We start from the raw sequence: 15187 nt of genomic DNA, 5'->3' as shown, positions 1-15187 counted from the left end.
GCGACCAGATACGACAGATGCCCGAAGGTCTTCCTCTCCGCCATCGCCCTCGCCGCAACCGTCATTTATTGGTTATGAGTCCTGACCCTAATCGCAGCCTATGTCTCTGGCTTGAATGCTTGTGCGTATTGTCATGGCGCGCACATCGTTTTCGCCAAAGCCTACGGTATTGAAGTCGAGACAATCGAGGCACTGATGGAAGACCGCGATACGGCGCCCGTCGAGGATCACCTCAAACCGTTACTGGCATACATTGAAAAGCTCACCATCTCGCCATCACGAATGACGGAAGCCGACGCAAATGCGGTCTACGCGGCAGGCTGGTCAGAGAGCGCGCTGTTCGATGCTATCCAGGTCTGTGGTGTCTTTAATCTCGTGAATCGCTTCATAGAAGGAACAGGTGTCCAAAGCCCTGGCACCGACCCAAGAGAAGCGGACGAAGCCACTTTAAACCGATGCCGCAGTGACAGCTTCTATACCGATTTCGGAAGAGAGAACGGTCTCGACATCCCTTGAATTGATGTTGTTCTTTCGTTGGAACGACGACAAAAAGATGGTCCGATAAAACGCCAGCTGCGTCCTTCGCTCTCGAGGTTAAATCATTCGTCGGATCAAGTCGGCGCAATCATTTATTGTTGGTGGATCCATGCTCAAGACTCAACGATCCGTCCTGCTTTTCGTAGATAACCCATTTTCTGATAAGGTTTGTAGACTTGTGGTCTTTGTAAGGGGAGCGAGTTGCTTAAGTTTGACGCTGAAACAACGAGATTACTTGAAATCGCCTATCAAGGAGCTGAATTGACGCGGCGAAGACAGGCTTCATTTGATGCGCTGCGCCCTGCTCCCGGTGAGACCATTTTGGACGTCGGTTGTGGCAACGGGATGTTAACAGCAGAGTTGGCGCGCGCAGTTGGCTCGGATGGCTATGTCATCGGGATCGACCCAAGCGAGGATATGACAGCAGCAGCAAGAGAACGGTGCAGTGACTACGCAAACGTGGAGTTTCGTGCTGGTGCCGCAAATAGTTTGCCCATTGAGGATGAGAGTGCTGACAAGGCCGTCTCGGTACAGGTCTTTGAGTACATCGAAGACGTAGACGGTGCACTGTCCGACACGCTGCGGTGCGTCAAACCCGGCGGGCGCCTCGTCATCAGCGATCTACACTTTGGGAGCTTGATTTGGTTCAGCGACGAGCCCGACAGAATGCAAAAGATGCTGACGTCCTGGAACCAGCACTTTGTGAGTGGCTCCGTCCCGGAAAGACTGCCTGCACTAATAAAGGCTCGCGGCGACCATGTGGAAGATGTCTTGTCGTTCACAATGACAGATCACCAGCTAAAGCCTGATGGCCTCGCAATCATGATGATGCACCTCATGAAGCAATACACTGTCGCAAATGACCATGTTGATCCCGCAGTTGCGCAATCGTGGTTTGATGAGCAGCTCAGCCTTGCAAGGACTGGACGCTTCTTCTTTTCGATGACCCAATTTGTCGTCGTGGTGCGCAAAAAGGGGTGATTGAGCTAAGTAAATCGGCCTAGGTTCTTTCGCGGGCTTCATGAAAGTCGCGGTTCAAGAGACCCCCATTGGTGTCACAGGCGCCCCAACAGGTGCTGCAAATCTTTTGTCCATACTTAATTGTCGTCGGTGAAGTCCCAAGGAAGTGCCAGACGTGCAGGCATTGATCAGACGTTCGAACGACCGCAGCGATAGGCGTAATGACAGAAGGTCTCGTATTGGTACTTACTCAATGGCGACAACACAGGTGCGTGGCTGTCACTTCCAGCTTGCAGCTGTATTTGGCGTGATCTAATCGCCCTGTTCGGCCGATTGTCACCAAGTGTTTTCAGAACCTTTCTGGATACAGACTCATCATGTTCTGAACGTCCAACTCACTCGAAAACGCGTCCGGATTATTCCAGATCACCTCATTTATATAGTCGCGTTCCGAGTGAAGATCATTGTCCGTAAGCCGCGATTTCTGGTTTTCAGGGAAGCCTCTCTTGGTCCTACCGAACAGTCCACCAAATACGGTCCAGATGCTTGGTGACATTGTATGAGAAGCCATCTCGTGGTCCTTTCCGAGTTACTTGCGCTGTCGCAACAACGGTAACTGTTCACTCGTTTTTCTGGTATCCGGCACAAAATTGTGCTGTTCTACAAAAATGAAGAGCGGGTTCCGAAATTGGTCGGATATTCGTGTGTTCCTCTCTGTCTTCAGAGAAGGGTCGACGCTTGCGGCCTCCAGAAAGCTAAAGGTCTCCCAACCAACGGTTGCCCGACGCATTGATGTTCTCGAAAGAGAAACAGGCTTGACGCTTTTTGAGCGCGGTACGCACGGGTTCAAACCGACCCCAGAAGCCCTTCGCCTCGTTCACCTCGCCGAAGCAATAGAGACTTCAGTCCTTGAATTTGTCGATTGCGCGAAAGAATTGACGTCGACACAACCCATCCGTATCACCGCTTATTCGGCAAATTTCTCCGCACGCATGATCGAAATCGTAAACGAGTTTTCCGCCGTCAATCAGGATGTCGCATTCGAGTTTTTGTCCAGCGTTCGGGCGCTGGACCTGATGGCGGGCGAGGCCGACATTGCTTTGCGCCTTGCAAGAACCGATCCCGATCCTGACCTGATCTGTCGTAAGATCAGCACGGCCCGCTGGTCTTTGTTCGGCAGCAGAAACTACGCGGACAAATTTGGCTTACCGGGGTCAACGAATGATCTGGCCGGGCATCAATTTGTTACCTTTCAGCGGGACGATGTGCCAAATGTATTCCACGAATGGTTGACCAATCACGTGGAGCCGGACCAGATTGTCATGTCTTTCACTGAACTGGAGCTAATGCATGCGGCGATCAGGTCAGGGCAAGGCCTTGGGATCAGCAATGTCAAGCTGGTGGAAACAGACATGTCTTTTATCCGATGTTTCGACGAAATCCCCGAACTTGCGGTGCCGCACCTAATGCTCATTTCGCCGGAAGCCTATCGTCGGCCAGAGGTTAGAGCCTTCGTTAAGTTCTTCGCACCTCGCTATGCGGCAATCTACAAGTAGTTATTTGGGCAAAAAAGGATTGAGAACACGCGAACAAGCTAGTTTGCATGTACGCCACGACCGCAATTGCGAATAGAAGCCTTATGTGGCGAGCCCAAGGATACTCTTGAAGATGACAAAGGGAGGTCGAATTGATCGCCGCGCCCAAGTCGCTGCAAACCGTCTTAACTCCGACATGCCATCACGTGGTGCATCACCAGGTTAAGAACTTCAACATTGTTCTGGTTAAATGTCTGGTATCGGAATTTGACCGTTCCCCGGTCTGGCTTCGAACGTGATGGTGCAATTGCCTCAACCGTGACGCGCACGCTGATCGTGTCACCGGAATACACCGGAGCCAGCCACCGTACCTCGTCCATACCATGTCCACCCAGATTGGTGCCGGTAAGTACACCAGTGTCGCGGAACAACCTGAAAGTAAGCGCTATTGTTTGAAATCCACTGGCTATGAGACCGCCGAAAATCGACTCTGCGGCAGCCACTTTGTTAACGTGGAAGGGCTGCGGGTCATGAACCAGTGCGAAGTTAATAATCGCTCCCTCGGTCAGCGTAACGCCGCCGGTTTCGAAGGTTTCGCCAACCGACAAATCGTCGATGTATTTTCCGCTGGCCATGGCAAAAGTATAGTTTGATGTCCACTCAACCGTCAACGCGGAGCCACGCTTGGCAGCTAATGCCGCATTGGCATTCGACCATGGTAAAGATCGTATTAGAGAACTGAGCCAGTGGTCGTTGACCTATACCGCGGCGACAAAAAGGTGCGCTTCTTGCGGTACGTGCAATACGCCTTTTTTGTCATATCTAGACAAAGCGTCTGCAACCTCTTCCACGACCTTGTTGGTGACGTCAGCACCTGCATCCCTAAGATCAGTTTCGATTGGCAGCGCCATGATTTGCGCACGAAGGTCAATAAATCTTCGCTCTAGTACCAATGGCTCGTGACGAGCTATCTTGAAGCCTGCATCGACCAACAACTTAGAAATGAGGTTCCCATCTCGAAACGAAAAAGGCGCTCTGGCCTTGATTGCGGCATTTTTTCCAACATGCCGCTCGAGAGCTTTTGCAAGTGCTCCATTGAAGGGCGACACTGCACGCCAACATGTCAAAAATAGCTGACCGTCATTGCGCAAGATCCGATGAACTTCCTGCAAAGCCGAGGATTTGTCGGGGAAGAACTGAAGCCCCTGTTGTATGAAGGCATAGTCAAACGTAGCATTTTCGAAAGGTAACTCGGTTACATCTGCTGCATACCACTCGAGCACATGACGACAATCCGGCTGATTGGATTGCGCGACCTCAATCATGGTTTCGTTCAGATCTACGCCAACAACCCGGCCTTCGCCCGTCAGTTTCCTTGCAATCTCTCGCGTCAAAGCCCCGGTGCCGCATGCAATGTCGATAACGCAAGTGCCACTTCGAAACTGAACCTTCTGCATTGTTGCTTCAGCCAATGGGCCGAACATCGCAGGCACACTATGGTTGTTGTACTTCTGCGCAGCTTCTTTGGTCAGCCGGAAATTGTCCGTCATCGAAAATATCCTCCTAGCAACGCGTCAATAATTGGACCACCCAAAGTGACCCAAAATCGTAGTCTCACGAGGTTTCAACCGGAAGGCCCTCATCGGCGCTCCACTCAGCCCATGAACCATCGTACAGGCGGGACTTTTCGAACCCCATTTGGCGCAACGCAAGGAGCCCACAAGAAGCAGCTATGCCACGGCCGCAGTAGGCGATGACCTCATCGTCAGTTTGAATTCCCTTGTCCTGATAGTGCTTGAGGAGCTTGGAATGATCCGCCAACTTGAATGAACCACGTTCCTTTAGTTTAGCTGCGCGTTCGGCAATGGGTATGTGTGCCAAATCCGGATCGATGTTCGATATCGCCGGTATGTTGACGGCACTGGGAATATGTCCCGAGCGACCTCCCCATGTGTGAACTCCGTCGCCTCGGAAGAGGTCGTTTGGAAGAAAGTCCACAATTCTGACTCCGGGCTTACCAATCGCATCCAAGACATCAGCTTTGCGGGCAATCCAATTGCTCTGCACTATTGGTTCAAAGTCACCATGCTGAACGGTTAGATCGCCAGTTTCAGTGGGCCGACCTTCGAGTTTCCATTGCTGCAAGCCGCCGTCCAAGACCTGCACGTTTTTATGGCCATAGTGCGAAAGTGCCCACCAAAGACGCGCAGACGCCAATGGAAGCCCGGAGTCATCGTAGACCACGACATGACTGTCGTTAGAAACACCCAACTCGCGCATCTTATTCCCAAAATCCTCTGGCCCGAGCATCATGTCGGGAGTGTTCTGAGTGCTGTCTGCAAGCTCCGTCGACATGCCAACATACACTGCGCAAGGAATGTGCTCGGCCTGGAACTCACTCCTATCGTCATAGGCTACGCCCTTGCCGTTTTCCTCCCTAAACTTCCAGCGAACATCAATGACGCGTAGTTTCGGGTTAGTCAGGTTATCTGCCAACCAAGCCGTATCAATGAGCGGGCGAGTTTGGGTTGTCATACCTACGTTCTCCTCTAACCGGACGCGGGTCGAGCCGTATGGAATAATCCCCAAAATTGCTTTCGGAGTCCAATTTTTGAAAATCTGGATTTAATAAAGCAAATATGGTTCAAACGGCTTTTTGATGATTTCATGAGACTTCTGAAAGAAACGGATGCTGAAATCATGGCGCCTCGTAACGTCAATTTCCTTTGACTCGTTAATGGGTAGGCATGCTCATATAGCTCACTGACGGACAGGTTTGGTACAGATAGTGGAAGGTTTGGATGCTTGAAGATCGGTACGGAAGCCCGCTAACGACCATATCACAAACTGCGCGAGACGCCTATGTTGAAGGCATCGACCGTTTTCTGGGTGCTTTTGATGATGTTGAAGAAGCTTACCGTTCTGCAATGCGGGCAGATGATGGTTTTGCTATGCCGCATGTTGGGCTTGCGCGCTACCTTGTTACTGTCGGGCGTGGACAAGATGCAAAGCGTGAAATAGCCGTCGCAAAGGAACTGTCGCATGGCGTCAGCCCGCGCGAAGCCGCCCAGATCGACATTATCAGCGATCTCATTGAGGGGCGTGCACCGCAGGCCTACAGGCGCATCCGAGATCACGTCGCAGACCGTCCGCGAGATATTTTGCTTGCTCAGACATGTACCAGCGTATTTGGCTTAATAGGGTTTTCAGGTCGGGCTGGTCGCGAGGCGGAGCAGCTTGCTTACACAACCATGTTGAAGCCGCACTATGGCGACGACTGGTGGTTTCTCTGCCAGCATGCATTTGCCCAGATGGAGGCCGGACAGATCGGCCCGGCCGCGGAAAACATTGAGCGCGCACTTGAGTTGAAGCCAGACAGCGCACACAGTGCACATGTCAGGGCCCATCTCTACTATGAGAACGGGGAGACGGACGCTGGCTACGCTTATCTTCGCGAGTTCTGGCAAGACTATCCCTTCACAGCGTATCTGCACTGCCATCTCAGCTGGCACGTCGCTCTGTGGGCGCTTGAGAGCGGCGATGTGGCAGGTATGTGGAAGCTGTTCGATGATTATGTTTCCCCCGACCGACCTCCTGCGCCGCCACTTAGCGTTTTGACTGATAGTGTAGCAATTGTTCACCGCGCCTTTTTGGCTGGCGAGCAAATTCCTCAGGAGCGTTGGCAACAACTCAGCGACTATGCTGTTCAGTTCTTTCCTTCGCCTGGCTTGGCTTTTGCGGATGTTCACGCTGCTCTTGCGCATGCGATGGCGGGACAAAGAGAGCACCTGGAAGCAACCATTGACGGCGCAAAGGGACCCGCAGGCCCCACCGTTGCTTCGGTAGCAGGCGCATTCCGTGCGTTGGCGGATGGAAATGCGGACGAAGCGATTGAGAAATTCGTAAGTGTCATGTCTGAGCACGAACGCCTTGGTGGTAGCCGGGCGCAACGCGACATTATTGAGTTTTCATTGGCGCATGCGCTGGCAATATCGGGACAATCGAATGAAGCTCGACGTATCCTCAACATGCATCGACCGCATACCTCTCACGACCATGCAGTTGCCACGCTAGAAGGGTAGGGTGCCCGTTTTTTGACGCCCGCAATGAGCCCAAATTACACGTTTTCAACGCCAGTTAGAACAGAAGCTGTCGCACGACCTTACCAGGCCCCAAAAGTGTTGGTTGGCGGAAAAGACCAACCTGACTGCCGACATCAGCTTTCTCAAAAGACCATCTTAGGTGTGCGAGCGGTGTTTGTGGTCTTGTCGGTGGGCTACTGTGGATGGATTGGACGGTGCGTCACGCACGTAGCCGATAAGTTGATCAGTCGCCAAGAAGAGTGCTTCGATCAAATGGGGCTCATATAAGTCGGGTCTATGCCTTGGGTCGGCTTTGATGTCGCCAGTATCGAGAAGCAGCCCATTGTGGTAACCTCCTACCTTTAATTAGGGGGTTATTGTGATGGAATACTATGATCTCGGTAGCTACAGCCGAAAGATCACAACCTCGTCGGACGAAGCCCAGCTTTGGTTTGATCGTGGTTTGGCTTGGACTTACGCGTACAACCACGAAGAAGCGATTGTATGCTTTCAGAATGCCGTGGCTGCGGATCCAAATTGCGCAATGGCGCATTGGGGCATCGCGTATTGCATTGGGCCGAACTACAACAAGCCCTGGGAAACATTCGAAGAAGACGAGAAGCCTGACTGTATCGCCTTGGCAAAAGCGTCAATCGAGGCTGCTGCGTCGTTAAAGGACAAACTGACGCCTGTTGAACGCGCGCTCATCGAAGCCATTCCGGCTCGTTATCCATCCTCATCGGATATTGAGGATTTCAGCCCGTGGAATGATGCCTTCGCTGACGCGATGCGAAAGCTGCATGCTGAATTCAAACAGGATCTCGACGTTTGCGCCCTCCTGGCCGAGGCACTCATGAATCGGACCCCTTGGCAGCTTTGGGACTTGCCGACTGGGAAACCAGCGGATGGAGCCGATACACTTGAAGCCATAGCAGTCCTCGAAACTGCATTTGATACACTCCCCGGAGCATGGGAGCACGCAGGGCTCCTTCACATGTACATTCACCTGATGGAAATGTCGCCAAATCCTGAGCGAGCCCTTCGCCATGGTGATGTGCTCAGCACGTTGGTGCCTGAAGCCGGGCACTTGCTTCACATGCCCACCCATATTGACGTCTTGTGTGGAGATTACATGAACGTTGTGTTGCGTAATCACAAAGCCATCTTGTCAGATCGAAAGTTCCTGGAACGCGAAGGTCCTGACAACTTCTATTCCGTTTACAGGTGTCACAACTACCACTTCAAAATCTACGGAGCGATGTTTTTAGGGCAGCCAACGGCGGCACTGGAAGCTGCCGATGAGCTTGTCGAAACTTTACCTTCAGAGACACTTCGACCAATGGCTGATTGGTTCGAGGCGTTCATTCCTATGAAACAACATGTATTGATCAGGTTTGGACGCTGGCAGGCTATCCTTGATCAGGATTTACCTGAAGATTCGGAGCTCTACAGCGTCACTATCGCCATGATGCGGTATGCAAGGACGGTTGCCTTGGCCAACCTACACAGGGTCGCTGAAGCCGAGAGTGAAAAAGCCAAGTTCTATGATGCTCTGGCCAGAGTTCCTGAGACCCGAATGCTGTTCAACAACACATGTCGGGACATTCTGAAGGTCGCTGAGCAAATGATGCTGGGTGAGTTGGCCTATCACACAGGAGAGCACGAAACGGCCTTTGATCACCTGCGAAAGTCAGTGGAGATCGACGATAACTTGCCATACGACGAGCCCTGGGGCTGGATGCAACCCACCCGTCATGCGCTGGGTGCTCTTCTTCTTGAACAGGGCCAGATGGAGGAAGCCGAAGCTGTTTACCGTGCAGACCTTGGCCTGGATGCAACGCTTAGCCGGGCCTGTCAGCATCCGGGCAACGTCTGGAGCCTGCATGGTTTGCACGAATGTCTCACCCGGCGCGGTGAAACGGTCGAAGCCGCCCACATTAAGCTACAATTGGACAAGGCCGCTGCCCGCGCCGAGGTGCCGATAAAGGCGTCGTGTTATTGCAGGCAGAAGGCGTTGGCCGCCGAGTAATCTCGGATCAACAGCAATGGCTGGGGCATTTGCGAGGCCCGCTTCTGCCGTTGATCGGGAATTGTTTAACTTCGTTGATGGCAACCGTCTGGGCGACCACAAGACCGGCAATCATCGCTTGGATGCCGTTTTGCGGTAAATCAGCCGCATGGTAGCATCGCGTAGGATTTGCAGTCGGGGGGCAACATGGTCTTAACATTCGCACAAATGGAAGCTCAGGAAATATCCAAAGCAAATCCAATTTCAGCAACTGACGCGCTGGCAGTACTGATCGAAGACCCCAACGCACTTGTGGTGGACGTGAGGGATAGTGCTGAAATGGCGGCCACGGGTATCAGCCCGAGAGCAATTCCGGCTCCTGGTCGCGCCGTCGCTTGGATGGCAGACCTTGAAAGTGAATACAGATCTCAAGAGTTACAGGATCGTGGAAGGCGAATTTTCACCACCTGTGGCGGCGCTCCTAGTTACCGAGGCGCGGCAGCGGCAAATGTATTGACTGCGATGGGTTTTCAAAACGTGCAGTTCATCGATGGAGGGATGGCGGCTCTGATCGCAGCTGGCTCCTCCACAAAGCAGCCTTAAGAAACGGCGAAACCAACGGTCTTGAGCAAACAGAGCAGAGGGGTAAATAGATACGTCTCAGCTTCCAGAGTTGTGTCTCGATACGACTTGCGACTGAGATTTAAGCCAGTTGACGAACACCTTAGCCTCGGGGCGCTGAAATTCTGCCTGCGTCTGGATGTAATAGACGCCGAAGAAAGGCTCAGAGAACAATTCAATCATCCGACCAGATGATAGATCGTCCTCGAAAAAAGCTCTGGCGGTATACGTGATACCGTCACCCCGGCGAACCGCAGTCATGATCAGGTTCCCCGGCATGTGATTTATGGTCAATGGTTCGGCAGGAACAACCCCGTGATAGGTGAACCAGTCAGCCGCCTCGTTGGTGCCCAGTTCCTGCAACCAGGGCAGCTTCGTCAGAGAAGCCGGGTCACGCAGATCTTGGCCTCCCACCAGTGAAGGTGCCCCGATCACGACCATGTCGGAAAAAAGGACAGTATCCTCTTCTTTTCTCGGCATGCGTCTGTCGTGATACCGAATGGCGACATCGATGCCGCCTGGTCTTATCTGAACCAGTTCAGAAGTTGGGTTCAGCATCAAAGTGATCTCTGGATGTTGTTGTTGAAACTCTGCCATTCTCGGCAATAGCCACTCCACCGCGAATGCTGGTGACATTGTCACTTGAACGGGACGCTGCGCTGTGTGTTCTGCCAGTCGTTCGACACCCCTTCCAATGATTTCAAAGCCGATACCCAGTTCACGCGCAAGAATGATGCCTGGCTCTGTCAATTCAATGCTGCGCCCACGTCTAACAACGAGAGCTACACCCAAATGCCTTTCCAACGATTTGACCTGCTGGCTGACAGCCGCTTGGGTCACGTTCAAGCGTTCAGCAGCCACGGTGTAACTCCCAGCTTCCGCAACCGCTGAGAAGGCGCGCAAAGCGTTCATTGGGGGAAGGTGCAGCCAGTCCATGCTGTAGATTTTCTAATGTTTGATTAGACTATTTGAGTCGCATAATATCGGCATTCTTGACATTATTCACAGTGAAATCTGCGCTTTTATTATAAAATATTGGAGCGGATGCTTTAGTGCTGATGTCAACCTAGCCGCATGCCAGGAGATCTTGATACGATGGAAAAACTTCAAGGTGGATGTTACTGTGGTGCTGTTCGATACCAGATCGCGACACCACCTGTCTGGTCGGGACATTGCCATTGTCGTTCATGCCAAATGGCCCTTGGTGGCGCCTTTGCAACTTGGGCTAAAGTGGCCGCCGAAGACTTCGCCGTTATCAAAGGCGAAATCCAACACATTGAGAAAACTCCGGGTATTCGCCGCGGGTTTTGTCGGGACTGTGGAACGACGTTGACCTATGCCGCCCTAAATGAAGTTGAGGGCCAAGACTGGAGCGCTGACGCTTGGTTTTCTTCTGTAACGTTGGACGACCCATCGATTGCGCAACCCAAGGCCCACATCTTCGTGTCACATCAGCAGCCATGGATAAAACTCGACGACGGGCTGCCGACGTTTCCTGAGTTCTAAGCAACTTTTCGAGCGAACGGAGGAGAAAGCGATGAACACTGTTTATTCATATGCCTGCAAGGATTGCGAGGGCATGGAGGCCTGCCCGGGCAAAGTAGTTGCTGCGACCAAGGACGAAGTCTGGAAGCTCATGGAACTGCACGCGGTGGTCGCCCATGGAGAGGACCCCAGCTCGTGGGACGCCGACACTCGAGAATATCTGGAAACACTGATAAAGCCCGCGTGATCAAATAAATTAAGCTTCAAGTTCCTGCGGATAATCGGCCAAAATTTTGGCTTGGTTTGTTTAACCGCGAAGGGCAGCTTTCCTCCGCAACCGGGAAATTGCTAGGCCCATTTGTGATTATCCGGTTTGGACTGCGGCCCACCGCCAAGGCACCTAGAAGCGCAAGGCCATCGCGAACCCAAATCGGAAACGTGTGAGATCGGTTTCCATCACAAACCAACCTGCTACTGCGAAACCCTGCTCTTATTCAGGCAAACCGGCTAGTCGCAAAGACGCACAGTCTTTCTCCAGCCTTTCTCTGTCAGAGAAAAGTTGAGTTTTCGCCCAGTCCGATATGGAAAACTGAGGGCGGTATTTCATCACATTCCGTGCTTCATCGCGAGCGGCCTCAAGGTTCTCCGTCTCTACATGGACGATTACGAGGTCGAGGTGACCAAAGCCCTCAACCCTTTGACCATATTCGGTGAATGCTTTCTTGGCTTCCTCGTATTGACCGTCGAGTCGAAGGGCTAAACCCAGAACGCCTGCATACCAACCTGGATAGTGAGGGTTCAGGGTAATGGCTTGTTGTGCGACTTGGATCGCTTCATTTGCCTGGCCATTGAAAGCTAGGGTGATTGACAGTCTGGCAGCCACGTCAGCGTGGTTTGGATTCAGCGCTAGTGCCTCGTTGAACTTCTCGATAGCCGAAACCAGCTTGCCATCGATTGCATCCGCAAAACCCGCAATAGCGTGAGCCTCTGGGTTGTAGCTGTCTATTTCCAGAGCTCGCTGAGCGCAGTCACGAGCCTCCGCTAGCGCGGCACGCCGGTCAGCAACAAATCCATGTCGTGCTTCGACAGTGCAAATGAATCCCAAAGTACAATACGGAGCCGAGTAACCCGGGTCGAGTGCAATTGCCTGTTGTGCAAATCGGCGAGCGTCGGCCTGAGCTTCCCTGGTAATTCTGCGCGAAGCCTCAACGGCCTTTAGTTGAGCAGTCCACGCGCCTAGGTTATTTGTGCCGGATCCTCTGAAACGAGCCATTTCTCCCGCCAACAGTTCGACTTGAAGCTCGGTTGCAATCCTAAGTGCGATTTCATCCTGAACTTCGAATACATCTTCAATGAGGCGATCATAGCGGTCTGCCCAAATATGCATGCCGGACTTTGCATCGATTAGCTGTGCTGTGATCCTCACCCGGTTACCGCTTTGACGGACACTTCCCTCAAGAACAAGATCGACACCCTGCTCCAGACCGACCTGTTTCACGTCAACGGAGCGACCTTTGTAGACGAATGTAGAGTTACGCGCGACGACCAGTAAATTCGGGAGTTTTGATAAAGTGGTGATGATCTCTTCGGTAATTCCATCTGCAAAAAACTCCTGATCGGGGTCAGAAGAGAGATTATCGAAAGGTAAGACGCCGATTAGCAGAGACTTTGTATGGCTAGCCGGAGTTACTCGCGGTGGGGCAGAACCTGGCGGCGACCATTGGAAAACTTCTATTGGTGACGGCGCGTTCTTAAACTGTCGCTCTCCAGCGCGATAAAATTGCTCAGCGAGGCGCTCGTCAAGGCTGCGATGGACGACATCTGAAATTAACACAGCCCCTTCGTTGGAAGCCTCTTGTAGACGTGCAGATAGATTGATGCCATCGCCGAAAATGTCATCTTCGTCGAATACGACATCTCCAAGATGCACACCCACTCGTAGTTTCAATGAGGACTGAGTTGACACCTGGCTTTGAAGATCAAGGGCGCATCGTACTGCATCAGATACCGAGTTAAACTCGACTATCCATCCATCACCCATCCTCTTAACGACATTACCTCGATGATCGCTAACCAAAGGATCAAATAACTCTCGACGTAGAACACGAAGTTCGCTGAGAGTCCTATTTTCATCTGCCTTAATCTGGCCTGAGTAGTTTACTACATCGGCCGAGAGTACTGCGGAAAGTCTGCGGTCTCCATTCATGTCTATTGGTAGCGCAAATTACGCTGCTTGGAAAAGACAACATGATTTTCTGAACGTCGCGCATGTCCTAGTGAATGGCTTAGTGCAAAACTGAAAAGCGTGACTGTGAATGTCTGCTTCGGGCTGCCATCGGTCCATCCGCACACCGCAGAGAATGATTAATTCGAGCCCAGTGCGGACGCAAAGTTAGATGGGCAGACGGGCGTGGATCTCAATCGGGGCTATCAATCCGCCTTCTATGTTTCGCACCATGTTTTGGACCTTTAGCGCTGTGTCGTCGCCCATGATCAGATGCAGGCCAAGATGTGGAGGACCATCCGCACGGCTTTGCGCAGCCGCCAAATCTTCAAAGAATTGTTTGGCAAACACGGTGCGGTCGATCCTACCGGTCAATTCGAAACCAACGGACTTCAAAGCCGCCTCATATGTCTCTGGTGGTGCAAGCGCACTCTGATCCGAAGTCGAAGCCCAAGGCGCTGGATAATCCATATTGCCCTCGCCGACTTGCATCACATCGTAAATCGCAAAAATACCCCCTGGTTTAAGCACACGCATTGCCTCCCGCGCGATGCCAACTTTGTCCGCAATGTTCATGCCGACGTGGATCATGTAAGCAGCGTCCATCGAGTCAGATTCCAACGGCAGATCAAGCACGCTGCCTTCGATGAGTTGAACCCGATCCGACATGCCCGTCCATTCTGTAAGGGCGCGTCCTGTTTCCACAAACTCGGCAGTTAAATCGATGCCGGTCACATGAGCACCAGTGGCCGCTGCGACATAGCGGGCAGGACCACCGAGGCCACATCCAAAATCGACAACCCGACTTTGGGGCGAAAGGTCTAAAGCCTGCACAAAAGGTTCGGTCGCAAGGCGTCCACCAATGTGAAACTCGTCAACCGGCGCCAAAGCGTCGCGAGAAATCGGTGGGGTCAAGTCTAGTGCTGCGCAACCATCAGAAATTCGCTTTAGCAAGTGACCGGAGTGGTAATGGTGCGCGACTTCATTGGGATCAGTCATGTTGAAGCCTCCCTAACTTATGCCGCTATGGTAGACTCGGTGATCTCGAATGTCAGCTCCGTCCGCTTATTCGGATTTGTAAAGTCCAGTTGCGAACGTTTGCCTAGGGCTGATTATCTACGGCAGGCATCTTTCGCCAAAATCATCGCTCATCTCCTTCCTGTGAGGCCTTCGCTGCTTGGTAGCATGTCCACAACCGCTCCACCTCATCTAGCGGATCGTCAGTGGTTCGCTTGTGTGAATTCAGCAGCTGTTTCATCGTTCGACGAGATGCATCATCCTGCATGATCTGGTCCGCACGCAGCACATCGACTTTTTGAACGTATTCAACCTCTGCTTCTGCCAGCAAGCGCTCCAGTAGTCCTGACGTTGAAGAAGAATCTGAATAGATCCAACCCGCCGGGCATTGGTCGATGATGCCCGAAACCTGGCTTGCAACATCCACGGCAGGTGGAGCCGTCGAAAGGTTGATTGGAGATGCGGCCAAAACCTGATGTGACCAGTTCAGGGCAGGGTAGATGCGAGATGACCAAGTGTATGGCTCGTCATCGATCACTCTCAAGACCGCGATTTCAACTGGGTAGAACTGTCCTCTTACTGCTACGATCCTCAGGTCGCAGAACAGCACACTGACAACCGGTTCCGGCAGGCCAATATCCTTATAGACGCTACCAGATCCTTCTGTGATTTTGTCTTTTTCAGTCACTTTGGCCACTTATTCTCTTTAATCCAGATG

15 protein-coding genes are annotated in these 15187 nt (G+C 52.3%); 8 read left to right on the top strand and 7 right to left on the bottom strand.

Annotation, left to right across the window (positions count from 1 at the left end):
* The first annotated feature begins 195 nt into the window (after window positions 1-195).
* The 3 genes from ACR0I0_RS20435 (at window position 196) to ACR0I0_RS20425 (ending at window position 3053) form a co-directional block, all read left to right on the top strand.
* On the top strand, window positions 196-516 hold the full coding sequence (locus ACR0I0_RS20435; RefSeq protein WP_480492658.1) for a carboxymuconolactone decarboxylase family protein: 321 nt from the start codon (window positions 196-198) through the stop codon (window positions 514-516).
* A 222-nt stretch (window positions 517-738) separates the two neighbouring features.
* Window positions 739-1518, top strand: coding sequence for a methyltransferase domain-containing protein (locus ACR0I0_RS20430; protein ID WP_480492657.1), 780 nt, complete (start codon window positions 739-741; stop codon window positions 1516-1518).
* 683 nt (window positions 1519-2201) lie between these two features.
* Window positions 2202-3053, top strand: a complete 852-nt coding sequence (locus tag ACR0I0_RS20425; protein WP_480492656.1) for a LysR family transcriptional regulator — start codon at window positions 2202-2204, stop codon at window positions 3051-3053.
* A 164-nt stretch (window positions 3054-3217) separates the two neighbouring features.
* Here ACR0I0_RS20425 and ACR0I0_RS20420 read toward each other — a convergent pair whose 3' ends face one another.
* The 3 genes from ACR0I0_RS20420 to ACR0I0_RS20410 form a co-directional block, all read right to left on the bottom strand.
* Window positions 3218-3703: a MaoC family dehydratase gene (locus ACR0I0_RS20420; protein WP_480492655.1), complete on the bottom strand. Its 486-nt coding sequence runs from the start codon at window positions 3701-3703 to the stop codon at window positions 3218-3220.
* Between the two features lie 87 nt (window positions 3704-3790).
* Window positions 3791-4582, bottom strand: coding sequence for a class I SAM-dependent methyltransferase (locus ACR0I0_RS20415; protein WP_480492654.1), 792 nt, complete (start codon window positions 4580-4582; stop codon window positions 3791-3793).
* A 64-nt stretch (window positions 4583-4646) separates the two neighbouring features.
* Window positions 4647-5567, bottom strand: coding sequence for a sulfurtransferase (locus ACR0I0_RS20410; protein WP_480492653.1), 921 nt, complete (start codon window positions 5565-5567; stop codon window positions 4647-4649).
* A 266-nt stretch (window positions 5568-5833) separates the two neighbouring features.
* On the opposite strand from ACR0I0_RS20410, the gene ACR0I0_RS20405 reads away from it, so the two are divergent.
* The 3 genes from ACR0I0_RS20405 (at window position 5834) to ACR0I0_RS20395 (ending at window position 9725) form a co-directional block, all read left to right on the top strand.
* Window positions 5834-7114 carry a tetratricopeptide repeat protein gene (locus tag ACR0I0_RS20405; RefSeq protein ID WP_480492652.1) on the top strand — a complete coding sequence of 427 codons (1281 nt, stop codon included), beginning with the start codon at window positions 5834-5836 and terminating at the stop codon, window positions 7112-7114.
* A gap of 382 nt (window positions 7115-7496) precedes the next feature.
* Window positions 7497-9143, top strand: a complete 1647-nt coding sequence (locus ACR0I0_RS20400) for a hypothetical protein (protein WP_475191963.1) — start codon at window positions 7497-7499, stop codon at window positions 9141-9143.
* 186 nt (window positions 9144-9329) lie between these two features.
* Window positions 9330-9725, top strand: a complete 396-nt coding sequence (locus tag ACR0I0_RS20395; RefSeq protein ID WP_170594474.1) for a rhodanese-like domain-containing protein — start codon at window positions 9330-9332, stop codon at window positions 9723-9725.
* A 57-nt stretch (window positions 9726-9782) separates the two neighbouring features.
* Here ACR0I0_RS20395 and ACR0I0_RS20390 read toward each other — a convergent pair whose 3' ends face one another.
* Window positions 9783-10679 (bottom strand): LysR family transcriptional regulator, encoded by an 897-nt coding sequence (locus tag ACR0I0_RS20390; RefSeq protein ID WP_480492650.1) that lies wholly within the window; start codon window positions 10677-10679, stop codon window positions 9783-9785.
* Between the two features lie 159 nt (window positions 10680-10838).
* On the opposite strand from ACR0I0_RS20390, the gene ACR0I0_RS20385 reads away from it, so the two are divergent.
* On the top strand, window positions 10839-11249 hold the full coding sequence (locus ACR0I0_RS20385) for a GFA family protein (RefSeq protein ID WP_170787368.1): 411 nt from the start codon (window positions 10839-10841) through the stop codon (window positions 11247-11249).
* Window positions 11250-11280: 31 nt separating this feature from the next.
* Window positions 11281-11475 carry a DUF1059 domain-containing protein gene (locus tag ACR0I0_RS20380; protein WP_170415288.1) on the top strand — a complete coding sequence of 65 codons (195 nt, stop codon included), beginning with the start codon at window positions 11281-11283 and terminating at the stop codon, window positions 11473-11475.
* Window positions 11476-11718: 243 nt separating this feature from the next.
* Here ACR0I0_RS20380 and ACR0I0_RS20375 read toward each other — a convergent pair whose 3' ends face one another.
* From ACR0I0_RS20375 to ACR0I0_RS20365, 3 genes are all read right to left on the bottom strand, one after another.
* On the bottom strand, window positions 11719-13434 hold the full coding sequence (locus tag ACR0I0_RS20375) for an adenylate/guanylate cyclase domain-containing protein (RefSeq protein ID WP_480492649.1): 1716 nt from the start codon (window positions 13432-13434) through the stop codon (window positions 11719-11721).
* A 186-nt stretch (window positions 13435-13620) separates the two neighbouring features.
* Complete coding sequence (locus tag ACR0I0_RS20370) at window positions 13621-14451, bottom strand: class I SAM-dependent methyltransferase (RefSeq protein ID WP_480492648.1); 831 nt, start codon at window positions 14449-14451, stop codon at window positions 13621-13623.
* A gap of 142 nt (window positions 14452-14593) precedes the next feature.
* On the bottom strand, window positions 14594-15166 hold the full coding sequence (locus ACR0I0_RS20365) for a hypothetical protein (protein ID WP_480492647.1): 573 nt from the start codon (window positions 15164-15166) through the stop codon (window positions 14594-14596).
* Window positions 15167-15187: the final 21 nt, after the last annotated feature.

Source organism: Ruegeria sp. AG6, from assembly GCF_056541565.1.
Note: the sequence above shows the minus strand (reverse complement) of the source record. Positions and strands in the feature narration are given on the sequence as shown.